This window comes from Mitsuokella jalaludinii, assembly GCF_928722185.1.
GTDB classification, from domain to species: Bacteria; Bacillota; Negativicutes; order Selenomonadales; family Selenomonadaceae; genus Mitsuokella; species Mitsuokella jalaludinii.
This window is the reverse complement of sequence record NZ_CAKMXA010000001.1, coordinates 28,785-52,008: the sequence shown is the minus strand read 5'-3', so window position 1 is coordinate 52,008 and position 23,224 is coordinate 28,785. Positions and strand designations below refer to the sequence as shown.

Annotated in this window: 23 protein-coding genes and 1 pseudogene; 4 read left to right on the top strand and 20 right to left on the bottom strand. The window is 56.3% G+C overall.

What is annotated here, in order from left to right:
* Positions 1 to 14: 14 nt before the first annotated feature.
* From mutL to typA, 6 genes are all read right to left on the bottom strand, one after another.
* A complete protein-coding gene (gene mutL, locus QDI87_RS00215; RefSeq protein ID WP_036375181.1) occupies positions 15 to 1,985 on the bottom strand; it encodes a DNA mismatch repair endonuclease MutL in 1,971 nt (656 codons plus the stop codon).
* Positions 1,982 to 4,579, bottom strand: a complete 2,598-nt coding sequence (gene mutS / locus QDI87_RS00210; protein WP_036375178.1) for a DNA mismatch repair protein MutS — start codon at positions 4,577 to 4,579, stop codon at positions 1,982 to 1,984. The genes mutL and mutS overlap by 4 nt, the downstream gene beginning before the upstream one ends.
* A 74-nt stretch (positions 4,580 to 4,653) precedes the next feature.
* Positions 4,654 to 5,985, bottom strand: coding sequence for a tRNA (N6-isopentenyl adenosine(37)-C2)-methylthiotransferase MiaB (gene miaB, locus QDI87_RS00205; RefSeq protein WP_172674695.1), 1,332 nt, complete (start codon positions 5,983 to 5,985; stop codon positions 4,654 to 4,656).
* Between the two features lie 202 nt (positions 5,986 to 6,187).
* A complete protein-coding gene (pepD, locus tag QDI87_RS00200; protein WP_036375176.1) occupies positions 6,188 to 7,648 on the bottom strand; it encodes a beta-Ala-His dipeptidase in 1,461 nt (486 codons plus the stop codon).
* 109 nt (positions 7,649 to 7,757) lie between these two features.
* Positions 7,758 to 8,297, bottom strand: a complete 540-nt coding sequence (locus tag QDI87_RS00195) for a cell division protein SepF (RefSeq protein WP_051652179.1) — start codon at positions 8,295 to 8,297, stop codon at positions 7,758 to 7,760.
* 171 nt (positions 8,298 to 8,468) lie between these two features.
* Positions 8,469 to 10,289 (bottom strand): translational GTPase TypA, encoded by a 1,821-nt coding sequence (gene typA, locus QDI87_RS00190; RefSeq protein WP_036375170.1) that lies wholly within the window; start codon positions 10,287 to 10,289, stop codon positions 8,469 to 8,471.
* Between the two features lie 263 nt (positions 10,290 to 10,552).
* Here typA and gltS point away from each other — a divergent pair, with 263 nt between their 5' ends.
* Together gltS and QDI87_RS00180 are read left to right on the top strand one after the other, a co-directional pair.
* The gene (gene gltS / locus QDI87_RS00185) at positions 10,553 to 11,806 is read left to right on the top strand and encodes a sodium/glutamate symporter (protein WP_036375168.1); all 1,254 of its coding nucleotides are present in this window, start codon (positions 10,553 to 10,555) and stop codon (positions 11,804 to 11,806) included.
* 155 nt (positions 11,807 to 11,961) lie between these two features.
* Complete coding sequence (locus QDI87_RS00180) at positions 11,962 to 12,372, top strand: amino acid-binding protein (protein WP_036375165.1); 411 nt, start codon at positions 11,962 to 11,964, stop codon at positions 12,370 to 12,372.
* Between the two features lie 95 nt (positions 12,373 to 12,467).
* On the opposite strand, the gene QDI87_RS00175 is transcribed toward QDI87_RS00180, so the two are convergent.
* From QDI87_RS00175 to QDI87_RS00140, 8 genes are all read right to left on the bottom strand, one after another.
* Complete coding sequence (locus QDI87_RS00175) at positions 12,468 to 13,490, bottom strand: 3-deoxy-7-phosphoheptulonate synthase (protein ID WP_248617147.1); 1,023 nt, start codon at positions 13,488 to 13,490, stop codon at positions 12,468 to 12,470.
* Between the two features lie 171 nt (positions 13,491 to 13,661).
* Complete coding sequence (locus QDI87_RS00170) at positions 13,662 to 14,126, bottom strand: YbaK/EbsC family protein (protein WP_036375159.1); 465 nt, start codon at positions 14,124 to 14,126, stop codon at positions 13,662 to 13,664.
* Positions 14,127 to 14,220: 94 nt separating this feature from the next.
* Positions 14,221 to 14,382: a hypothetical protein gene (locus QDI87_RS00165; protein ID WP_169737570.1), complete on the bottom strand. Its 162-nt coding sequence runs from the start codon at positions 14,380 to 14,382 to the stop codon at positions 14,221 to 14,223.
* A 14-nt stretch (positions 14,383 to 14,396) separates the two neighbouring features.
* The gene (locus tag QDI87_RS00160; RefSeq protein ID WP_278741908.1) at positions 14,397 to 15,203 is read right to left on the bottom strand and encodes a hypothetical protein; all 807 of its coding nucleotides are present in this window, start codon (positions 15,201 to 15,203) and stop codon (positions 14,397 to 14,399) included.
* A gap of 57 nt (positions 15,204 to 15,260) precedes the next feature.
* Entirely contained in the window at positions 15,261 to 15,596 is a 336-nt protein-coding gene (locus QDI87_RS00155; protein ID WP_278741907.1) for a hypothetical protein, read from the bottom strand.
* Between the two features lie 239 nt (positions 15,597 to 15,835).
* Entirely contained in the window at positions 15,836 to 16,600 is a 765-nt protein-coding gene (locus QDI87_RS00150) for a 5'-methylthioadenosine/S-adenosylhomocysteine nucleosidase (protein WP_278741906.1), read from the bottom strand.
* A gap of 176 nt (positions 16,601 to 16,776) precedes the next feature.
* Positions 16,777 to 17,436: a hypothetical protein gene (locus QDI87_RS00145; RefSeq protein ID WP_278741904.1), complete on the bottom strand. Its 660-nt coding sequence runs from the start codon at positions 17,434 to 17,436 to the stop codon at positions 16,777 to 16,779.
* Between the two features lie 592 nt (positions 17,437 to 18,028).
* Entirely contained in the window at positions 18,029 to 18,373 is a 345-nt protein-coding gene (locus tag QDI87_RS00140; protein WP_278743345.1) for an RNA-guided endonuclease InsQ/TnpB family protein, read from the bottom strand.
* Positions 18,374 to 18,480: 107 nt separating this feature from the next.
* Here QDI87_RS00140 and QDI87_RS00135 point away from each other — a divergent pair, with 107 nt between their 5' ends.
* A complete protein-coding gene (locus tag QDI87_RS00135) occupies positions 18,481 to 19,476 on the top strand; it encodes an IS30 family transposase (RefSeq protein ID WP_278741901.1) in 996 nt (331 codons plus the stop codon).
* On the opposite strand, the gene QDI87_RS00130 is transcribed toward QDI87_RS00135, so the two are convergent.
* The 6 genes and pseudogenes from QDI87_RS00130 to QDI87_RS00105 form a co-directional block, all read right to left on the bottom strand.
* Positions 19,468 to 20,025 carry a transposase gene (locus tag QDI87_RS00130; RefSeq protein ID WP_278741899.1) on the bottom strand — a complete coding sequence of 186 codons (558 nt, stop codon included), beginning with the start codon at positions 20,023 to 20,025 and terminating at the stop codon, positions 19,468 to 19,470. The two genes, QDI87_RS00135 and QDI87_RS00130, sit on opposite strands and share 9 nt — an antisense overlap.
* Positions 20,022 to 20,714 (bottom strand): IS630 family transposase, encoded by a 693-nt coding sequence (locus QDI87_RS00125; RefSeq protein WP_270843451.1) that lies wholly within the window; start codon positions 20,712 to 20,714, stop codon positions 20,022 to 20,024. Before QDI87_RS00125 ends, QDI87_RS00130 begins: the two co-directional genes overlap by 4 nt.
* Positions 20,699 to 21,166, bottom strand: coding sequence for a helix-turn-helix domain-containing protein (locus QDI87_RS00120; protein WP_270843449.1), 468 nt, complete (start codon positions 21,164 to 21,166; stop codon positions 20,699 to 20,701). The genes QDI87_RS00125 and QDI87_RS00120 overlap by 16 nt, the downstream gene beginning before the upstream one ends.
* 83 nt (positions 21,167 to 21,249) lie before the next feature.
* The gene (locus QDI87_RS00115; RefSeq protein WP_278743394.1) at positions 21,250 to 21,609 is read right to left on the bottom strand and encodes a hypothetical protein; all 360 of its coding nucleotides are present in this window, start codon (positions 21,607 to 21,609) and stop codon (positions 21,250 to 21,252) included.
* A gap of 39 nt (positions 21,610 to 21,648) precedes the next feature.
* Positions 21,649 to 21,693: pseudogene (locus tag QDI87_RS00110) on the bottom strand (hypothetical protein); the annotation flags it as partial.
* Positions 21,683 to 22,324 carry an IS607 family transposase gene (locus QDI87_RS00105; RefSeq protein WP_278741895.1) on the bottom strand — a complete coding sequence of 214 codons (642 nt, stop codon included), beginning with the start codon at positions 22,322 to 22,324 and terminating at the stop codon, positions 21,683 to 21,685. The pseudogene QDI87_RS00110 and the gene QDI87_RS00105, both read right to left, overlap by 11 nt.
* Between QDI87_RS00105 and QDI87_RS11720 the strand changes: the two genes are divergently transcribed.
* Positions 22,324 to 22,623: an EamA family transporter gene (locus QDI87_RS11720; RefSeq protein WP_423791155.1), complete on the top strand. Its 300-nt coding sequence runs from the start codon at positions 22,324 to 22,326 to the stop codon at positions 22,621 to 22,623. The two genes, QDI87_RS00105 and QDI87_RS11720, sit on opposite strands and share 1 nt — an antisense overlap.
* Positions 22,624 to 23,224 lie beyond the last annotated feature (601 nt).

Below are 23,224 nucleotides of genomic sequence, written 5' to 3'. Positions count from 1 at the left end.
CCAAATATATAAACTCAAAAGCCAAAGCCCGTGCGCTTGAACATCTTGGCCAGCTCTTCACTGCTGAACTTCAGGATGGTCGGGCGGCCGTGCGGGCAGGTGTAGGGGAACGCCGTGTGCGCGAGCGCATCGAGGATGATCTGCATCTGGCGGAAGCTCAATTCCTCGCCGGCCTTGATGGCCGCACGGCAGGCCGTCGTCGCGAGGCAGGCCTGGCGGATTTCCTTCGCCGTCGTCTCGTGCATGTCCATGAGATTCGTCAGGATCTCGCGGATGATATCCTCTGCCTCACTGACGGGCACATCGGCGGGCACCTCGATGAGGCGGAATTCCTGATTGCCGCTCATCTCCATATGGAAGCCGAGCGATGCAAAGAGCTCCTGATGCGACGCAACGAGCTCCGCCTCCTTGCGGTCAAAGCTCAAGATCTGGTGGACAAGCAACTGCTGCGACGGGATGTCGCCCGCCATCGCCGAGAACTTGTCGAACAGGATGCGCTCGTGCGCCGCGTGCTGGTCGACGATGTAGAGCCCCTTGGCGTCCTGCGCGATGATGTAGGTCAGGTCAACCTGGCCGATTGGCACGACCGAGCCATCGTACTGGAGGACCTCCCCTTCCTGGCATGGCGAAGCCTCTGCGTCGACACCGGACTTCATGGCCGGGGCCGACGATTCCGCCACCATGCCCGGGTGATCAAGAACGCTTGAGTCAGGCATCGCTGCCGCCCCGCGCTCCTCGCGCAGGCTTTGCTGCGCGGCCGAGAAGCCCGCCATAGTACGAGCAGAGATGGGCGCCGTGCGATGCACGGCCTCATAGATTGTTTTGGGCTGAGCTCGCTGCACCGCTGGCTGCCCTGCAGGGCGCGCCTCAGCCTGCGGCCACTGCGGGATGATGGGCTCAGCGAGCGGCTCTGTCGCCGGCACGAACTGCATGGGCTCCATCGTCACGTGCTGCTCCGGCTTCTCCACGACGGCAGCCACTTCGCCAAGGCCCCGCCCTGCCGGGCGGATGGCGTCGAGCACGGCCTTGTAGACGGCCTTGAAGACGCGGCTCTCGTCCTCGAATTTGAGCTCACTCTTCTGCGGGTGCACGTTGACATCGATCGTGCGTTGCGGCACCTCAATGCAGAGGACCGCCAGTGGGAAGCCGCTCTTCGGGATCAGAGACTTGTAGGCATTGTCGATGGCCTTGGCGATTGCGCGGTTCTGGATGATGCGCGAATTGACGATGTACGTCTGCCAGGCGCGGCTGCTCTTGAGCATCGACGGCTTTGTGATGTAGCCGGAGATCTTGATGTCCTCGTCCTCAAGCGTGAGCCCCAGGAGAGAGTCAGCTGTCTTTCCGCCATAGATGGCCTGTATCGTGTCGTAGAGGTTGCCCGTGCCAGGCGTCACGACGGACATCTTGTTGTTGTTGATGAAGTGGAACTCGATGTCGGGACGCGAGAGCGCGAGCTTGACGATGAAATCGTTGATGCGCGAGCCCTCCGTGTGATTCGTCTTGAGGAATTTCTTGCGCGCCGGCGTATTGAAGAAGAGGTCCTCTACCTTGACCGTCGTGCCGATATTGCAGCCCGCCTCGATGAAGTCCGGCTCCTTGCCGCCCGTGATGGTCACGCGCGTGCCGAGGTCGTCACCCTCGCGGCGCGTCAAGAGCGTGAAGCGCGAGACGGACGCGATCGTCGGCAGGGCCTCGCCGCGGAAGCCCAGCGTACCGACGGTATTGAGGTCACCGACTTCGCGGATCTTGCTCGTCGCATGGCGCAGGATCGCGAGGTGCGCGTCCTCCGCACTCATGCCCCGGCCGTTGTCCGTCACGCGCATGAAGCTCGTACCGCCCGCCATGATCTCGACTTCGATGCGAGTCGCGCCCGCATCCATCGCATTCTCGACGAGCTCCTTGATGACAGACGCCGGCCGCTCCACGACTTCGCCAGCCGCAATCTTGTTGATGGTATTGTCGTCAAGTACATGGATCATCGTCATGCTTTACCAGCCTCCCTCTTGGCCTGCTCCTGCAGGCGGTAGAGCTCATTCATCGCCTCGAGCGGCGTCATCGTCATGACATCGAGCGCGAGCAAGGTGTCGCTGAGGCTCGAGGCAAAGAGAGAGCCCATATCCTGTGCAGCAGGCTCGGCCTTTGCCGCACGGCCTTCCGCCTGCTCCGCTCTGGCAGCGGCCGTTGCGTCCGGCGCCTCCGCCTCGAGCATCGCGAGAATCTCCTCGGCGCGGCTCGTGACCGACTTCGGCAGGCCCGCGAGCCGCGCGACATGGATGCCGTACGACTTGTCGGCCGCACCGCGCACGATACGCCGCAGGAAGGCGACCTGGTTGCCGCGCTCCTTGACGGCCACGCAGAAATTCTTGATCTTATCATCCTCGAGGTCCGTGAGCTCGTGATAGTGCGTCGCGAAGAGCGTCTTGGCGTGGACCTTCTTCTCGATGTGCTCGATGACGGCGCGCGCGATGCTCATGCCGTCGAACGTGCTCGTGCCGCGGCCAATCTCATCGAGGATGACAAGGCTGTCCTTCGTCGCGTACTTGAGGATCTGCGCGACTTCATTCATCTCGACCATGAAGGTGCTCTGACCGCTGACGAGGTCGTCGCTCGCGCCAATGCGCGTGAAGATGCGGTCGACCGGCGAGATGGCGGCCTCGCGCGCGGGGATGAAGCTGCCGATCTGCGCCATGAGCGTCAAGAGAGCCACCTGGCGCATGTACGTCGACTTACCCGCCATGTTCGGTCCCGTGATCAGCATGATCTCGCAGTCCTTGTGGTCGAGATGCGCGTCGTTCGGCACGAAGAGGTCGCGCGTCAGGATGCGCTCGACGAGCGGATGGCGGCCGTCCTTGATGTCGATGACGCCGTCCGTCCGCATCGAGGGGCGCACGTAGTTGTAGGTGCTGGCCGCCTCCGCGAGGCTCGCGAGCACATCGACGAGCGCGATCTCATGCGCCGTCTGCTGGATCTCCGTCAGGTGCGCCTTGACTTCTTCGCGCACATCGGTGAAGAGATTGTACTCGATGTGGACGATCTTCTCCTGCGCGCCGAGGATCTTCGTCTCGAATTCCTTGAGCTCCTCCGTGATGTAGCGCTCAGCATTCGCGAGCGTCTGCTTGCGGATGTAGCGGTCCGGCACGCGGTCCGCACCGCTGTGGCGCACCTCGATGTAGTAGCCGAAGACCTTGTTGTAGCCGATCTTCAGCGCCTTGATGCCCGTCTGCTCCTTCTCGCGCTCCTCAATCTCCTGCAGCATCGCCTTGCTGTCGTGCGAGATGCGGCGGTACTCGTCGAGCTCCTCGTTGTAGCCCGTCTTGATGATGCCGCCCTCGCGCAGGCTGATGCCCGGGTCCTCGACAATCGCGCGCTCCAAGAGGTCGACGAGATCATCGAAGGTCTCCACCTTCGCCTCGGCCTGCTTGAGCATCGAAGACTTTGCCCCCTTCAGCTTCTCGCGGATCCCTGGCAGACAGCGCAGAGAGACCTTGAGCGCGATGAGGTCGCGCGCATTGGCCGTGCCGACCTCGATGCGCGTCAGGAGGCGCTCGAAGTCGTGGATCTCGCGGCAGCCGTCGCGCACGCCGCCGCGCAGCGAGAAATCACGGACGAGTTCCTCGACGGCATCGAGGCGCTGCGTGATGCCCGCGATGCTCAAAAGCGGGTACTCGAGCCACTTCTTCAGGAGGCGGCTACCCATCGCCGTCTCCGTGAAGTCGAGGACGTCTAAGAGCGTGTTCTTCTTGCCGCCGTCGCGCAGGTTGCGCGTGATCTCGAGATTGCGCAGCGTGTACGTGTCGACGACGAGATTCTCCGAGGCATCGAGGTACGCCAGCTGGTTGAGCTGCGTGAGGTCTGTGCGGACCGTCTCGTGCAGGTAGTCGAGCAGCGTCGCCACTGCCTCCTGCGCCTCTTCCTGCGCCGGTCGCTGCGCCGCCTCGAAGTGCTCGACGATGCGGTCCTCGACGTTGTGCGAGATCTCCGCAATCGGCGTGAACGAACAGTGCGGCAGGCGCAGAGCAGCGAACTCCTTGAGCGCATCTGCAAATGACGGCTCGCCGACAACGAGGAGCTCCGGCATCATCAGGCGGTAGAGTTCATCGAGGAGCATCTGCAGGCGGTTGCCGCCCTCGTAGATGCCGTAGAAGCACTCGCCCGTCGAGATGTCGGCACCGGCGAGCACGATCTTCTCGCCCGCTTCATAGATGAGCGCGATGTAGTTGTTCTGCGTCGCCTGCAGGGCCGACTCCGAGAGGATCGTGCCCGGCGTCACGACCTTGATGACCTCGCGCTTCGTCAGGCCCTTCGCCTTCGGGTCGCCGATCTGCTCGGCGATGGCCACCTTGTAGCCGCGCTTGACGAGCTTGTTGACATACGTCTCGGCTGCATGATACGGCACGCCGCACATCGGCGCATCCTGTCCTTTGCTGCGGCTCGTCAGCGTCAGGCCAAGCTCCTTCGAGACGAGCTTGGCATCTTCAAAGAACATCTCATAAAAATCGCCTAAGCGGAAAAACAGGATCGCGCCCGGATTCTGTTCCTTTGTCGCGAGATACTGCTGCATCATCGGCGTCATTTCCATCGATACGTACACCTCCTGGATAAAAGACGTGCTGACACGATGCCAGCACGCCTGTCATTTCTCTTATCGTTTTACTATACGCGCTCGCCCTTGAGGACCCAGGTCTGCGGGTGCGTGATGCGAACGTCGATGAAGTCGCCCGGCTTCTCGCCCGCATGCGCGAACAAGACAATCTTGTTGGTGCGCGTGCGGCCCATCCAGACGGATGCATCGTTCTTGCTTGGGCCTTCGACCATGACCTCCAGTGTCCTGCCGAGCAGTTTCTCGTTGATGGCGAGGCTGATCTCGTTCTGCACGGCCATGAGCGCATTCAAACGCTCCTTCTTGACCGACTCCTCGACCTGGTTCTCCATCGTCGCCGCGGGAGTGCCCGACCGCTTCGAGTAGATGAAGGTGTAGGCCGAATCGTAGCGGATCTCGCGCAGGAAGTCGAGCATCTGCTGGAAGTCCTCGTCTGTCTCGCCCGGGAAGCCGACGATGAGATCCGTCGTCAGGCTCACCTCAGGGATGGCCGCGCGGATGCGGCGCACGAGGTCGCGGTACGACTCCACCGTGTAGACGCGGTTCATCGCCTTGAGGATGCGGTTGCTGCCGTACTGGACCGGCAGGTGGATGTGCTCACAGAGATGCTCGCCGTCGCGTATGGCTGCGATGACCTTGTCGGAGAGGTCCTTCGGATGCGACGTCATGAAGCGCACGCGGCGGATGCCCGGCACTTCATCGACCATCTTCAGAAGATCCGCGAAGTCCGCAAGCTTGTGGTCCTTGCCATAGGAGTTGACATTCTGGCCGAGCAGCGTGACTTCCTCATAGCCGTTCTTCACGGCTTCCTCGACCTCGCGCACGATGTCCTCCGGCAGGCGGCTGCGCTCGCGGCCGCGCACGTACGGCACGATGCAGTACGTGCAGAAGTTGTTGCAGCCGTACATGATCGGCACCCAGGCCGAGAGGCTGCCCGCACGTGCGACCGGCACATCGTCCGGCAGTTCCGTCTCGCCGAGCTGGACATCGACGACGTGGCCGCGCTCCGCCTGGATCTCCTGCACGACGCGTGTGAGCTCGTGGACCTTGTTGGTGCCGAGCACGAAGTTGATGTGCGGTGCGCGCTTGATGAGCGCATCGCCCTCCTTCTGCGCCATGCAGCCCGTGATGCCGAAAATCAGCTCCGGGCGCTCGCGCTTGAGGCGCTTGATCTCACCGATCTTGCCGTAGACGCGGTCCTCCGCCGTCTCGCGCACGCAGCACGTGTTGATGAGGATGAGGTCAGCCTCCTCCATCGACTCCGTCCGCTCATAGCCGATCGTGCGGAGCTGTCCCATCATGCGCTCTGCATCGCTCTGGTTCATCTGGCATCCATAGACCAGGAGGTACGCATAGCGGTGCAGCTTGCCATCTATCATGTTCATACGTTCTTTTCCGTCCTTTTCTTTGCTGTCTATCTCATAATCAATGCTTTATTGTATCAAAAATGGGCTCGCTTGTCCATGACACAGGCCATAGAGGAACGGCAATACAAAGATGCCGCACGGAGGAGCTTTCCCCATGCGGCATCAACTATATGTGGTCTATCTCTGTCAGATCTGTCTCACAGCGCTGGCAGATACCGGCTCAAAGCACGGCAATCTTGTGCAGTGTCTCGACGATGAGGTCGACCTGCGGCTTGACCGTCGCGAGCACAAGATGCTCCTTCGGGCTGTGGATGTCCTTCGTCGTCACACCAATCGAGACCATGTCGAGCTGCGGGTTCTTGCGGAAGTGCCAGCCGCACTCGAGTCCAGCGTGGATCGTCTCGACCTTCATCGGCTTGCCGTTCTGCTCAGCAAACGTCTCTGCCACAATCTTGGCGAGGCGGCTATCCTTGTTCTCCTTCCAGCCCGGCGACTGCGTGCCGATGTGCGCCGTGAAGCCCGTGAGCTCTGCGACCGTCTCAGCGTACTGACGGAACTCGTCGAGCTTCTGGTCGACGGCCGAACGCGGGAAGAACTGGACTTCCACCTCGTCCGCCGTCATGTTGACGACGCCGAGGTTGGCGCTCGTCTCGACGAGCCCCGGGATGACCGTCGACATTGCGTAGACACCCGTGTGCAGGATCGTCAGGAGGTTCAGCAGGCGCTTTGCATCGCCCGCCGTCAGGACCTGCTGCGGCGCCTCGACGCTCGTCAGCGGCACGAGGATCTGCGGCTCGACATTGCCGTACATCTTCTTGAAGCGCTCCTGCTGGTCTTTGATGACCGCCTCAATCTCTTCTTTCGGGAGATCCGTGACAAAGACGGCCGCCGCATCGTTCGGGATGGCGTTGCGCGCCTTGCCGCCATCAAAGGATGCGAGCTCGACCTCGCCTTTCGCCTGCAGTGCTGTCAGAATCATCGCGAGCGTGCGGATGGCATTGCCGCGGCCGTCGCCGATGCGCTCGCCGGAATGGCCGCCGAGCAGCCCCTTGACCTCGATCTTCCAGGCGAAAGGCGTCTCAGGCTCCACGCGCTTTAGCGCACGCGTGAAGTCGAGGTCGACGCTGCCCGCGCTGCCGACTGTCAGCTCATCGTAATTCTCGCTGTCGCAGTTGATGAGGAACGAGGCATCCTTGAGATGCTCTGCCGAGAGGCGGATGGCCCCCTTCATGCTCTGCTCCTCATCTGTCGTGACGATCAGGCGCAGCGGGCCGTGGTCCTTCGCCGTCTTCATGATGTAGATGGCCTCTGCCACGCCGATGCCATCGTCCGCGCCGAGGCTCGTGCCCTCAGCCGAGAGGTACTCCTCCGTGCGCACGAGCTTGATGGGATCCTTGAGCGGATCGTAATCATAGCCTTCTTCCGCCACGCAGACCATGTCCATGTGGCCCTGCAGGATGGTCAGCGGCGCCTTCTCGAAGCCAGCCGTCGCCTTCTTGTCCGCGATGATGTTGTTCGCCTCGTCCTGCATGACCGTAAAGCCGAGCTCGCTGAGATACGACTTCAGGAAATCGCTGACAGCCTGCTCGTGACCGGATTTGCGCGGGATAGCAGCCAGCTTGGCAAACTCCGCGAGCACGCCCTCGAGCACCTCGTTCTGTCCTTCATGGTTCTTGTTCATCAAAATTCCCCTTTTCTGGTGTTCTGGTTCTCTTTTATCTACTGCAACATAAAACAGCCTGCCCCTTGAGGCAGGCTGGCATGAATCCGTGGTTCTATTGGATCAAGTATCAGTCCTTGAGTTCTGCCGGCATCGCTTCTGCGACATCGACGCCTTCCGGTGCGTAGAGCACGATCTGCTCCGAGATGCGCTTTGCGCAGCCGTTGACGATATAGCAGGCACCGTTGACGAAGTCACAGATGCGACGCTGCTCTTCAGCGGCAACGCGCTCGTAGTTGACAACAGCAGCCTTGCCGGCCTTGAGATTGTCCGCGATGTCCGTGACCTGGTCAAAGTTCTCCGGCACGTAGATCTGGACGCGCAGCTCCGGGATCTTCGTCGTGTGGACCGTCAGCTGCGGGTGCTGCACGCGCGCGCGGGTGCGGAGAGACGGTGCAGGCTCCTGTGCCTCCGTGCGCTCGACATAGATCGAGTCGCCGCCCGAGACTTTGTACTCCTGTGCTGCCGCATGAGACTGCCTAGCCGAAACCTGCTGCTGTTTCTTCTCGCCAGCAGCTTCCTTGCTATCCTCTACCTCTACGTCTTCCCACGGCATCAATACATCGATGAGGCCCTGGAACTTGCCTTTGATCGTCTCCATCCCACTCATAACATCTCGTCCTTCCACCTGAATTCATATTATCCACACACACATGTGTATAAAACTGGATTTAACTATCAACATGATAACACATTTCGACAGAAATTGCAAAAAACCTGCCGAAAAATTTCATTTCCGACAGGTTTTCTCTCATTTTTATTCTTATTGCGAAGTGCCGAATCAGCCCTTGCGCGCGTTCTTGGCGTTGCGGCCGCGGATCGTGCGGTCGAGGATAGCCTTGCGCAGGCGGATGTGCTCTGGCGTGACTTCGACGAGCTCATCGCTGTTGATGTACTCGATGGCCTGCTCGAGCGAAAGGATGCGCGGCGGCGTCAGGCGGATGGCCTCATCCGAAGAAGACGTACGCATGTTGGAGACGTTCTTCTTCTTGCACGGATTGATGTCGATATCGTTCTCGCGGGAGTTCTCGCCGACAATCATGCCTTCGTAGACCTGCTCGTTCGGTCCGATGAACATCGTGCCGCGATCCTGCAGCGTGTAGATGCCGTAGCCCGTCGTCTCACCCTGCTCGAAGGCGACGAGGGAGCCGCGTGTACGGCCCGGGATGTCACCCTTGTACGGTGCATAGCCGTGGAAGACGTGGTTCATGATGCCGTTGCCCTTCGTGCTCGTCAGGAGCTCGGAGCGGAAACCGATGAGGCCGCGCGCCGGGATCGTGAACTCGAGGCGCATGTAGCCAGCCGTCTCCGTCATGTTCGTGAGCTCAGCCTTGCGCGTGCCGAGGCCTTCCATGACAGCGCCCATGTACTCCTGCGGTACCTCGACCGTCAGGTTCTCGATTGGCTCGCAGAGCTGGCCATTGATCGTCTTGTAGACGACTTCCGGTTTGCCGACCTGCAGCTCGTAGCCCTCGCGGCGCATCTCCTCGATGAGGATCGAGAGATGCAACTCGCCGCGACCCGATACCTTGAAGACATCCGGCGAATCCGTCTCTTCGACCTTCATGGCGACGTTCGTCTCAACTTCCTTGAACAGGCGGTCGCGCAGATGGCGGCTCGTGACGAACTGGCCTTCACGGCCGGCGAACGGGCTCGTGTTGACACCGAACGTCATAGAGAGTGTCGGCTCGTCGATGCGGATGGCCGGCAGTGCCTCCGGCTTCTCAGCGTCAGCGACCGTGTAGCCGATGCTGACATCACCGAGACCCGTCAGTGCGACGATCTCGCCCATCTTGGCTTCCGGCACTTCGATGCGTTGCATGCCCTGATAGACAAAGACCTTGCCAATCTTCGCGCGGATCTCCTGATCGCCGTTGATGAGCACGACATTCTGATTTGTGCGAGCCGTGCCGCGGCTGATGCGGCCGACAGCGACGCGGCCGACGAAGGCATCTGCCTCGAGCGTCGTGACCATCATCTGCAGCGGGCCGTCCGGATCGCCGTGCGGAGCCGGGATTTCCTTGACAATCGTCTCCATCAGCGGCTCGAGGTTCGTGCTGTCATCGTCCATGCTGTACTTCGCAATACCATCGCGAGCCGTCGCGTAGATGACCGGGAAGTCGAGCTGATCGTCATCGGCATCGAGTTCCATGAAGAGCTCGAGGACCTCATCGTAGACATCGTCCACGCGCTGGTTCGGCTTATCGATCTTGTTGATGACGACAATCGGCTTCAGCTTCTGCTCCAGGGCCTTGCGCAGGACGTACTTCGTCTGCGGCATCGGGCCTTCGAATGCATCGACGAGCAGGAGAACGCCGTCGACCATGTTGAGGACACGCTCGACCTCGCCGCCGAAGTCAGCGTGGCCCGGGGTGTCGACGATGTTGATCTTGATGCCGTTGTACATGATGGCCGTGTTCTTCGAAAGAATCGTGATGCCGCGCTCGCGCTCGATATCGCCCGAGTCCATGACGCGTTCAGCCACCTGCTCATTCGAGCGGAATACATGGCTCTGCTTCAGCATGGCATCGACCAGCGTCGTCTTGCCGTGGTCGACGTGTGCAATGATCGCGATATTGCGGAGCTTATCATTAGTCATCATACTCATTCTGTGTAATCTGCCTCCTATAAAAGAAAAGGGATACCTGTCGTATCCTCACTTGCAAACTAAAATTACTCACTTATTATACATGCTTTCCCCGCGTAATGCAATAGATTTCCGAAGGCTGCCGCGCGCGGCCGTGCAAAATACTTTTGTGCAACCTATAACAAAAGTGTTGTATCTCCAATGATTTTTTGGTATGATAATAGCCACGTTACAGATTTACACGTAGGCAAGAATACTCAGCAAAGGAAGTCCCCATCATGAACATCGATCTCAACATCTACCAGACACTCGCTGCCGCCACGGCGGTCTACTACATCGGCGTACTCCTGCGCCTCAAGATTCCCTTCCTGCGCCGCTACTGCATCCCGGCCCCTGTCATTGGCGGCATCCTCTTCGCCATCCTCAACGACATCCTCTACGTCAACGGCATCTGGACGTATCGCCAGGATACCGTCATGCAGAACGTCTTCATGATGCTCTTCTTCACGAGCATCGGCTACACGGCCAGCATCAGCCTGATACGCAAGGGCGGCTCGCTCGTCGCCAAGATGGCCGTGCTCACCGCCCTCCTGATCCTGTGCCAGAACGCCATCGGCATCGCCCTGGCGCACGTCTTCGACCTGAGCCCGCTCATGGGGCTCGCGACGGGCTCCATCCCGATGGTCGGCGGACACGGCACATCCGGTTCCTTCGGCCCTGTCCTTGAGAGCGTCGGCCTCGACAACGCGACGACGATTGCCTTTGCCGCTGCCACCTTCGGCCTCGTCTCCGGCAGCCTGCTCGGCGGCCCGATGGGCGAATTCCTCGTGCGCCGCTACGGCCTCACGAGCGTCGCCGAAGAGGAGCGCCTCGACCCAGCCAACACGAGCGACGAGCTCGAGAAGCTCGAGCAGGCCGCCCACGGCGAGCGCAAGGCCATCGACGAAGAGAAGCGCGCGGGGCAGAGCATCAACAACTACCGCTTCATGAACGCCCTCGCGCACCTGCTCATTGCCATGGGCCTCGGCACCGTCATCAGCCAGCTCTTCATCAGCGCCGGCCTCGTCTTCCCGAACTACATCGGCTCCATGCTCGTAGCCGCCATCATCCGCAACATCTCCGACTACACGCACGCCTACAAGATCTACCAGCGCGAGAGCGAAGTCCTCGGCAACCTCGGCCTGACCATCTTCCTCTCGTGTGCCCTCATGAGTCTCAAGCTCTGGCAGCTCTCCGACCTCGCCATCCCGATGATGGTCATGCTGCTGAGCCAGGTGCTCTTCCTCGCGCTCTTCGCCAAGTTCCTGATCTTCCGCGTCATGGGCCGCAACTACGAGGCCGCCGTCATGGCAGCGGGCACCTGTGGCTTCGGCCTCGGCGCCACGCCGAACGCCATCGCCAACATGTCCGTCATGGTCGAGCGCTTCGGCCCAGCCCCGACCGCCTTCTTCGTCATCCCGCTGATCGGTGCCCTGATCGTCGACTTCGTCAACTCCTCCATCGTGACCGTGCTGCTGAACCTCCTCGCCTGAATGATGAGCCAGCTTCATGTAACAACATTACACCTTATCTGTGCAAGGCCTTTGCGTTCTGGCAGGCGTTATGATAGAATGGACATAGCAATCGTAGCAATCGCTATATTCATCGTTCATCAACTTCAAGATTCACAAAAGGAGATCACGACTCTATGCTCAATCAAGTTTCTGTATTCGCCGAAAACACAAAAGGCGCTCTGCGCAAGATGACGGCTGTGCTCGCAGCAGCGGACGTCAACATCTACTCCATGCTCGCCAGCGACAGCGCTGAGTTCGGCATCATCCGCCTCGTCCTGACGGACCCAGAGCGCGCACTCGCCGAGCTCAAGAAAGCCGGCTACCAGTGCCACATCGACAAGGTCATCGCCGTCGAGATGGGCGACACGCCGGGCAGCCTCGACGCGATTCTCAAACACCTTGAAGAGGCCAATGTCTCGCTCGACTACCTCTACATCTCCTATGACCGCCAGGCCAGCCAGCCGGTCGTCATCTTCAAGACGCAGGAGCCAGAGGCCGAGACATTCCTGCGCGGCAAGGGCTACAAGCTCGTCGACAAATTCTGATTCAGTTCAAGCACTCAGAAAAAGGAGCCTGCCACACAATCTGTGGCAGGCTCCTTTTGACTCTGATTCGGTTATCTGATTGGCCAGTAGCGCAATCAGAGCATCTCCGCGAGGTCGAAGATGAGCTGCTGCGTCTTGTCCCAGCCGAGGCACGGATCCGTGATGGACTTGCCGTACGTGCCCTCGCAGATCTTCTGGTCACCGTCCTCGATGTAACTCTCAATCATGAGGCCCTTGACGAGCGTGCGGATATCCGACGAGATCTTGCAGCTGTTGACGACATCCTTCGCGATGCGGATCTGCTCGAGATACTTCTTGCCCGAGTTCGCATGATTCGTGTCGACAATGACAGCCGGGTTCACGAGATTGCGCTTGTGGTATGCCTCGCAGAGCGAGCGCAGGTTCTCGTAGTGGTAGTTCGGCAGACTGTTGCCGAAGCTGTCGACATAGCCGCGCAGGATGGCATGCGCCAGCGGGTTGCCCTGCGTGCGGACTTCCCAGCCGCGGAACAGGAACTCCTGCGAGTGCTGTGCCGCTTCAATCGAGTTGAGCATGACCGAGATATCTCCCGACGTCGGGTTCTTCATGCCGACCGGGATGCCAATGCCGCTCGCAATCATGCGGTGGAACTGATCCTCGACGGAGCGCGCGCCGACAGCTGCGTACGACAGCAGGTCTGACAAGTAGCGGTAGATCTCTGGGTAGAGGATTTCCTCTGCACACGTGAAGCCCGTCTCACGCACGACGCGCGCATTCATCTCGCGGATCGCGATGATGCCGCCGAGCATGTCCTCCTTGCCCTCCGGATCCGGCTGATGCAGCATGCCCTTGTAGCCGATGCCAATCGTGCGCGGCTTGCTCGTGTAAAGGCGCGGCACGATGAAGATCTTGTCTTTGACCTGCTCCTGAACCGGCACGAGGCGATGCACGTAGTCGAGTACAGCTTCCTCGTTATCTGCCGAGCACGGACCGATGACGAGCAGGAAGCGGTTGTCCTTGCCCGTGATGATGTCCGCGATCTCCTTGTCGCGCTGCACCTTGATCTTCTTGACACGGTCATCTATCGGAAACTGCTCCATGAGCTCCTGCGGTGTCGGTAACTTACGGATGAATTCCATTTGCATTTCCATTCAACTTGCCCCTCTCTTAGCTGTGATGCCTTCCATTATATCATAGATTCCGAGATATCCATAGCAAATCTGCGGCATCCATCCGCATCCTCACGAAACATTTTTCAGCAAACGGCGCCCGTTTCCACTCGACAGACATAAAAGTCTCGCCGTCAAACATCATCTCTTCGCAACATCGACCCATCCCTCTGCCGGTATGATGCGAAAAAGCTCCTCCGGTGTCAGGCGCACGGCACTGTGATCATTTCCCGCAGCGGGATAGACCGTCTCAAAGCGGTGCAGCGATCCATCGAGGTAGACCGGCACCCCCTCTTTGATTGCGAACGGGCAGACGCCGCCCGGCGCATGACCGATGAATGACTCCACCTGGTCGAAGGGGATCATGCGCCCTTTCTTATGGAACGCCTCCTTGAAGCGGTGGTTGTCTACGCGCACATCCCCCGCGAGGACGACGAGCAGCGGCGCGCCGTCCACGAGGAATGACATCGTCTTGGCAATGTGCCCAGGCTCCACGCCAAGCGCCTGTGCCGCCAGTTCCACCGTCGCCGTCGACGCCTCAAACGTGATGACGCGGTCCGCCATCCCCTTCTGCTCCAAAAACGACAGGACTCTCTCGATTGACATAGCGATTCTTCTTTCTGACTGAACTTTAGCTTCGATGTAAATTTGTAAATTTCGTATTGCAGTTACATTCGCCAGACAGCCGCGAAATCCTGCCTCAGCCCTTCTTCTTTTTGCCAAACAGCAAGTCGAGCACCATGCGACCGACCTTGCGCTCGACGCCCGACTTCGTCGTCGGGATACCCGTCTGCCGCGCAAACTGGCGCTTCGCATTCGTGATGCCGAGCAAGGTCTTCCAGCTGAACCCACCCTTATTCATGCGATTCACCTCCATCAGAATCCGCCGTCGTCGCCGCCATAGTCATCACCACCGCCATAATCGCCGCCACTGTAGTCGTCTCCACCGTAGCCACCATAGTCATCATCGTGGCCAGAACCCGAATCGTCGCCATAGCTGCCGTAGTCGTCATTGCCGTAATCACTGTAATCCGACTGACCATTCCCATAATCGTTGTCATCGTCGACCGACCAGTCAGCATCCCAATCGATACCGTCATCGCTCAGTCCATCGTCATCCGCATCATAGTCATCGGGATCCTCAGTGGCATCGGTCTGATCATCTGCATCGTAGTCGTCTGCAACATCACTGTAACCATCCATATCATCTGCATCATAGTCATCCGCATCGTATGTATCTGCGTCCAACTGCTGCTGTGCGCGCTGTGCCGCAGCCATCTGGTCGAGTTGCGCCTGCTGTGCCTCCGCATCATGATGATGCATCAGCGCCGCACCAGCCACAGCACCGGCCACCGCCGCAGCCGCCGACATGCGGCTGTCGTGCTGCCGGTCCAGCATGTTCTGTCGATGGATTCTTGCCAATTCCCGGCACTGCTCCGCCGTCAAGCGCGGCCCAGCCGTCCGCGAACCCCCATTCGGCCCCAGCTTCGTCGCCAGAGCCGGCTGCTGTTTCGCATCAGCCCCTTCTGCAGCAAAAGACGCAGCTTTCACCTCTGGCGGGACCGGCTCAACCAACTCCGCCGCCTTCTCAGCCTCCGACTTTCTCATCTTTATCGGGCGATGCGTGAAAAAAACAGCTGCACCAGCAATCAACAAACCCATCAAAACCGTCCCCATGACCATACAAAGCACCTCGAATCTAAAAACATCTGATCCGGCAAACGACTTCTGATACGTCTATCATTCCACGCCCGGCCAGTGTTCGACAAACTCGATCGTGATGTCCGGAAAACTCTCGACATACTGTATTGTGAAGTCTTCACCGTAGTCCACGAACTGCCACTCGCCGATATCATCCGGAAAATGCTCGACCGCCTTGACCCGCAGATCCGGGAAACTGCTGACGACCTTCACCTTGATGTCCGCGTTGTACGCCACGACCTTGACCTTCCCCGCCAATCGTATCCCCTTGTAGTAGCCATCTTTATTGATTGGCGAAGCCGCCAATGCTACCGTCGACAAGACGAGCAGCAGCACCGCCGCCAGAATCGCCGCCACGCTGATTCTCTTTCCCATGATTGTCCCCTCCGCATCATTCTCTGTACCTTCTTATATCTTCATCTGTTATCAGAAGAATTCGAGACATCCGGCTAAAACTCCTGCCGGGGCACTTCATTTGCAAGAATACATTCCTGCACTGACAGCCTGAACGGATGACAAAACGCAACAGGTCAATCGAACAGCAAGCGCTGAAAAGAGGCTGCAGCCAAGATAAGATTGTATCTTGGCCGCAGCCTCTTTAGGTTATCTTTCTTTTAGCACATGTCCTGCCAACATTCTCGCAGCAACGCAAGTACATACTCTTGACAGACAGGTCCCGTCCCGAGGTCCCAAGGGTCCTGATTCATCAGGATACTGTTCGAGATGATGCGCACATCGAGAAATGGCACATCGAATGATTGGCAGACCTGCGCGACAGCATCTCCCTCCATCTCCTCTGCCAATGAGCCATAGAATCCATGCAGGAAATCGATGCGATCCACTTCACAGTTCCAGCTGTCGCACGTCGTGATGGTTCCCTCGACTACCCTGCCATGTTCGTACCTTGCAGCAGCACGACGGGCAGCAGCAAGCAGAGTGGGGCTTCCCTCATGATAGACCTCCTGCAGGAATTCCTTCCGATCCTTGTCCCAAGCAAAGACACCGAGCTGTTTCAGCCCGCGGTAATCGACTCCCGCGCCAGCCGCGCGATAATACGTCTGCCAGGCAGAAGAATTTGCTGTCCGCGCCCCGAGCACGATGTCGTAAACAGACAGCGATGCATCATGGGCGCCAGCCGTTCCCTGGCTGATGATTGCCTGAGGATGATACCGCGCAATGGCAAGCGCCGCCAAAGCTGACGCATTGGCCATGCCCCACTGCGTCTCACAGACTACAAGCCCATGTCCTTCAAGTACTCCACGCGCACACCGGAATGGCCCAAACGGCTCCTCCCGGACTTCCGTCATCTGGTCGATGATATGCTGCGTCTCCACGCTCATCGCACCTTGGACAACAATCGGACCTTGTTGATTCTTCACAAAACACATCCCCTAACACAACGACCCCTACCTACTCTAACAATCAAAAAATTCGAGATGTATAGCCAAAAGTCCTGCAACAACGTCTCGTGGTGTAAACAATGAGAGTATCTTGCGCCAAAAATGTGCATCAAAAAAGCTCCGCTGCATGAGCAGTGGAGCTTTGACAGTTCATTTTATTTGAGCAGTCCTGCCTCGTAGACAATGAAGAGAATGGTAAAGCCTGCGAGATACAGGAAGCCGAAGACACCGAGCCAGAACAGGCCGCCCGTGACTTTATGCGCTCCGCTCCGCACGAGGGAGAAGTTCAGCAGCGCAAAGAACGGCGTCGAAACGAAGGAGCAGATCATCGCGAAGTAGAGAAGCGTTGCCACATCGCTCATGAATCCGGCGATGATGACAATGCCGACAAGGGACGTGACCGTCATCCAGATATTGAGGTTACGAGCCGAGCTCTGATCCTTTTTCATCAGGAGGCGCAGCGCCTCATTATTGGCACGGGAATAACCATCGATAACGGTGAGCGTCGTGCCGAACATGCAGAGGAACGCGATCACGGCAATGAGCAGTTTGGACCAGTCGCCGATGGCGAATGCGTACATCTTGATCAGCTGACCGATATAGGCAACACCGGCTGCCTCAACCTTTTCACCCGTTCCGTACTGGACGAGTGCACCGAGTGCCATGAATACCAGTGCGAGGATTGCCGTGCCGATATAGCCGACGTTGAAGTCGAAGATGCCATCCCGGAAGCTCACCGGATTCAGGCGGCGCTTAGCCACGACCCACATCGAATTCAGGGCGGAAATCTCGATCGGCGCCGGCATCCAGCCCATCAGTGCTACGATAAAGCCGAGAGAAGCGAGCGTCCAGGGATCCGGTGCGACGAATTACAAAATAGCTATAAGTACTCTCTTGTGGTACAATCGTGTTTTATGAACTCGAGGAACCAATTGTGCATGCTTCCCAATGCATGGTCATCGATACACAAAAATAGAGCTGTTCAAGCGAACAGCTCCTCCGTCATACTGCGTCAGCGCCTCTATCAAATATTATTTATTATTGTTAAGTAAAAAGGCTCTCTTACCAGCAATAATGGCAATTGAGAGCCCTTTTTTGCTTTTGAACGTCCCGTCATTCCTGACGATACGACAACGTGGAGCGTCATCCTCGCCTTAGTATTCATCTGCTCCGTCTTTGGCTTCACCGTTACTGAAAACTTATAAAAAGCCACATCCTGTTGATGAAAAACTGACTTTTACGTTTCGTTCCTCGTTCATCGCATCCGTTTTTGCCCTCCCGAAGGACAAGCTACTTACGTTTGATATAATGCTCCGGAGGCTTTGACATGACACTCCTTGCTCTCGCAAGGAAGTAAGTCTGTTCCCGACTAACGAATCGGTACTTATCTACATGGACTTCTTTCTATCAGCTTGCAGATGTCATTTGCTCTGCGTCCCCATAACGTTTGAGGTTCAGTGCTGCTTGGAAGTCACGATCGATTACATTGCCACATACGGGACAAACGTACATCCTCTCCGACAGGTTCAAGTCTTTCTTGACATGGCCACAGATGACACAAGTTTTGGAGCTCGGATACCATCTATCTGCTATGATAACAGATACCTTGGCCCAATATGCCTTGTATTCAATCTGTCTGCGGAATTCATAAAGATTCTGTTCCTGGATCTTCTCGGATAAATATCGATTCTTCATCATGCCACGGATATTCAAGTCTTCGAGACATACAAAGCTTGGTTTTCGCTGATGGATTTACAATCTAAGTGCAACAGCTCCTAGACAACCAAATTAAAATGACACATAGACTTCTTTGCTATAATGGTGTTTGAAGAGAACTACCTATAACAAAAGGAGAGCCTATGTGCCACTACACACATCTTACACCATTTGAGCGAGAAAAGATACTCTTTTTTCTTGCTGAGGGCAAATCCATCACGGAGATTGCCCATCTGCTGAAGCGCAGCAAGTCGACCATCTCACGTGAGCTTCGCCGCAATGCGGCTCCTGTTGACCAGCCCATGCCATATTGCCCATTGACTGCACAAGCACTCTACAAGCAACGCAGGGAAGCCTGTCATCCGCATAAGCGCCTTGAGCATGCACCTCTGCACTCCTACATCCAAATCTGCATCTTGGAGTACCACTGGTCGCCAGAGGAGATTGTCGGACGGATCCAGTTGGAGCATGGCTGCCGTCTCGTCAGCGTTCCGACGATCTACCGTGCTATCCACGCAGGACTGCTGAACCCGCCAGGGGCTTCAGCGAAGTTCGTACTTCGGAAACTACGGCATCACGGGAAACGGCGTCACAAGAAAGGCAGCGAAGAACATCGTGGCAAGTTCGTCATATCGCACCCCATCGAAGAGCGTCCTGCCAGTGCAGCGAACCGTTCCGTCCGTGGCCACTGGGAAGCGGATACTGTGGTGGGCAAGCAAGGAAAGGCATGCCTCGTCACACTGGTGGACCGGAAAAGCCGGTACTTGCTTGGTGGAAAAGCCATGAGCAAGACCGCCGCTGCAGTCAACAAGGTGATGTGTGAGGCGCTCTCTGGGCAACCGCATCTGTCGGTCACGCCGGACCGAGGAAAGGAATTCTCGAAACATGCTCTGCTCAAAAAGGAGCTGAAGCGTGTGACATTCTACTTTCCTGCTCCGCACCACCCATGGGAGCGCGGGACCAATGAAAACACCAATGGCCTTTTACGGGAGTTCTTCCCGAAAGGCAAGGACATCACGGATACACCAGAGGATTACATCCAACGGAAATACCATGAGTTGAACCTGCGCCCCAGAAAGTGCCTTGGCTACAAAACACCATATGAGGTCTATTTCTCAAAGGTGTTGCACTTAGCTTGACAATTCGCCCTTTATGATTGCCGTCGTAGTCTGATGCACATGGTTCTGACGAATATTTGCCAGTCTGTGATTAATCCGTAAAAGCTGTTTTTCACTTTTTATAAGGTTGCTCGTTTTGCAGTAACGATCTCCTTTCTTATTCATTTGGTATTTTCGAGATACCTGACGCTGCAGCCTGCGTCTTTTCTTCTTGAGTCTTCTTATTGCACGGGTCTTGTTGATATTCCTGACCTTAGTGGCGTCAGAGAGTACTGCCAAGTCCTTGATGCCTAAATCAATGCCAATCCCTTCTGAGCGAGTATATCGACGTTTCCTATAAGCAAAAGACAGCCCGCGCAAAGGTTTCAAATTCCGGGCTGTCTGTATCCCTACCGACAGCCACCAGCTCTCCCCATCGAACGCAATCCGTGGATTCGTGTATTTCGCCAGGACAGGAATCCTATTCCGTTCGGCAAGTCGGATCCAGTTAAGCCGCTGACGGTTCTTCCGCCTGCTTCCTGCAAGGCTTTCTAGTGTAGAGCCTCTTCCATATATATAACAATCAATCACTTGCTCAAATCTGGGTACAAAGATACCAGCTTGACTCTGGCTTTTTCCTTAGTGAATAGCCAATGAATCGGTGTCGGTTTCTTGTTCCGCTTATTTTCCCACGCACGGACTTCACGTTGCAGCTTGGTAAAGCTTTCGATTCGTCGGTTGAGACATTGCCTGCTCAATACATTCAGCTCGATTTCGGCCATGTTTAGCCAGCTGCCATGCTTCGGCGTATGGTGTATCTCCAACCGCCCCGCCAGCCGGCGGGCCACATCTGGCTTGAAGCGCTTGTAAAGTGAGCCGAGTGCATGCGTATTCAGATTATCCATGACCAGGACGATCCGTTCAGCACGTGGGTACATGACATCGCATAGATACTGGATCTCTTCAGCCCAGTCCAGAGCGGTCCGCCGCTCCCGCACTGAGATATGCTGGTGCCCCGTAAGCGGCTCTACAATAGCAAAGATACTGCAGGTTCCATTGCGCTTGTATTCTGCATCGATTTTCTCGACAGCACCAGGGCGCATAGGAAGCGGCTCACGGACTTCGCCGAGGAGCTGTAAAGGCTTCTCATCCAGGCAGACCACAGGCCGCTTGCGTGCATAAGGACGCTCATATACGTCGATGATGTCTTCCATGCAAGCAACAAAATCGGCATCCTGCTTCTTGGGAATGCACCAGTAGCCTTTCAGGTGAGGGCGCAATGTGTTTTTTTTAGCATTCGCCGAACGGCTTCCTCACCAGCAGTGAGCCCCAACTCAACTCTTGCGTGGTCTGTGAGGAGTTTGATGGTCCATCTGGCATACCCTTCCGGCGGGGCGCCACAGGCCATGGCAATGATCCTGGCCTCCATGGCACCGTCGATCTTGCGCGTGGCATGATCTGAATTCACATTGCGATTCAAGGTCAGCGTGCGCTGAAGCCCGCTCTCGCAGTAAAGCTTGACGATATTGCAGACCATCTTCAACGACACGCCGAGGTAATACGCACAGTTGCGATACGTGGTGTCGGGATTCGTGTTGCAGTCCAGTGCCAGCAAGATCTGGCAGCGTTTCTTGATGGTGTTGCATGTCTTGTTTGAGCGCAAGACCTCCTTCAGCTGATTGCGTTCCTCATTCGTCAACATGATCTTGTACTTACGGCTGTGTCCACTCATGATACAACACCTCCATACTGGTGACTATGTCTATATGCCTATTATACCAGAAAATGTCAGGTGATGTATATATGAGAGAGGTGCTACACTAGTTTGACATGTGTCTCTGTGAACTGTATCTTGACATTGTCCTGATAGAAACGGAAGTCTCCGTTCTTCTTACTCCTGAACTTGGGATGACCGTTCATGTCATAGACGGTTAAACTCTTGCCAATGCGGTTACAATGCGCAATTTTCTTTGAAGTGTACTTGATGTAGCCAGGCTGCTTCTGCTTGCGGAAGAAGTTCTTGTAGGCAATGCACAAGTCTTTGATGGCCTGCTTCGTGACGTTGTTCGATACATCCTGCAGCCACTTGTTTTCCTCTGCATGGCGCAGAACCGTGAACTCTTTACGAAGTGCGCTGTCCGTCTGGATTTTGTGTCCCTCACAGAAATGATCCATCTGCTTGTTCAGTGCCCAATTATAAGCATATCTTGCAGCACCAGCAAATTGAAATAGTTTAGTCTTCTGTTTGTTATTCGGCAACAGCTGTACTCGGATTGACTTTATCATCTGAATCATCTCCTGCCAACTCTTGAATCATCTTCTTTGCCTGATGCGCTCGTTTTCCTTGAAGTTCGCAACTGAATACTGTGATAATTTGCATCAAATCTTCCACCAGTTCCTGTTGTTCACTTTCCCGAGTCGTATCAACAATCTCGATTTTACATCCATGGATTGTGGCAATTGTTTCAAGAAGCTCAAAGCCAAAGCGTAAGAGCCTGTCCTTATAAAGGACAACAACTTTCTCGACTTGATTGGTTTCTATCCTGCGAATCAGATCTTGCAGCCCCTCCTTCGTATAATTGATTCCAGAGCCTATATCTGTGATGATTTCAAACGGATTTCCTTGCGCGTACAGGTAGGTTCTCAAATTCTCTACTTGTCGTTCAAGATCATCCTTTTGCTTGCGGCTTGATACCCTGCAATATCCGATGACTTTTCTGGGCGCGAACTGAATCCCTGTCACAGCACACAATTGCTCTTCTGAATAGTAGCGGTAGCCATTCGTCGAAGTATGATGAGGATGAAGCCGGCCGCTTCTATCCCAATTTCTAAGAGTTTGTGGGGTGACCCCGATGATTTTAGCAAATTTATTGATGGTATAGTATTTCAATGGTATCACCTCAATACTATTTTACCAATAAATTGTTTTTTAAGCAAGGCTATTTATATTTTTTTACAACTTTATTTTGGCTGTCAGCGGCCTTCCAACCCGTCGCCCAAAAGTATACCAGTGCCGAGAAGGCCGGCCTGTTCACAGCGCTCAACCCGCTCATCGCCGCCATCCTAGGCGTCATCTTCCTGAACGAAACCTTTACGCACATCCAATCAGTAGGAGCGATCTGCATCCTCTTGGGCATCACCATCGTCCAGCTTCCCCTAAAATATCTCTGCAAAACACATCGTTCTTAAAACGACACCTCTACTTCACATACATCATTCCATGAATGACGAAGACCGCCACGAATATGTGTGGCGGTCTTTTTGAAGGTCAGTCCTTAACTTGTGACAGCAATACTACATCTCCACATGGCACGAGACAAGCACCTGAATGTCTGGATTCCGTACACATTTCCGCCCGTTCGCGGAAACTGCTCAAAGCCAAAAATCGACGCTTTTACAGGTGCTTTTCGTTTGCGGAAATATGTCCAAGTGCTATTTCTACCTATAATACAGCGGGCAGGAGAGACGCCATCGTCTCGACCTCCTCTCCTCTGCTCAATCGGTTTATGATCAAGGTCTAGGCCCAGTATGCCGTTAACTTGGTCGGTATCTTAGTCGCTTATCTTGGTCGTTCACCGATCAAGTTGCTTTCTCCTATACCTCTGATTTCGGCTGTTAGGTTCGTCTATCAAGACCTCATCTTTGATATACAATGCCCGTATGTGCTTTCAGCCCGGAAACCGCGCTGTTTCTGGGCTTTTCTTTGTTTCAGGGCATAGAGCGGGAGCACACTTCCGGCCCTGTATTCGTATGTGGCTGTGGCTCTCGTAGTCAAAAGCGACACCCCCAA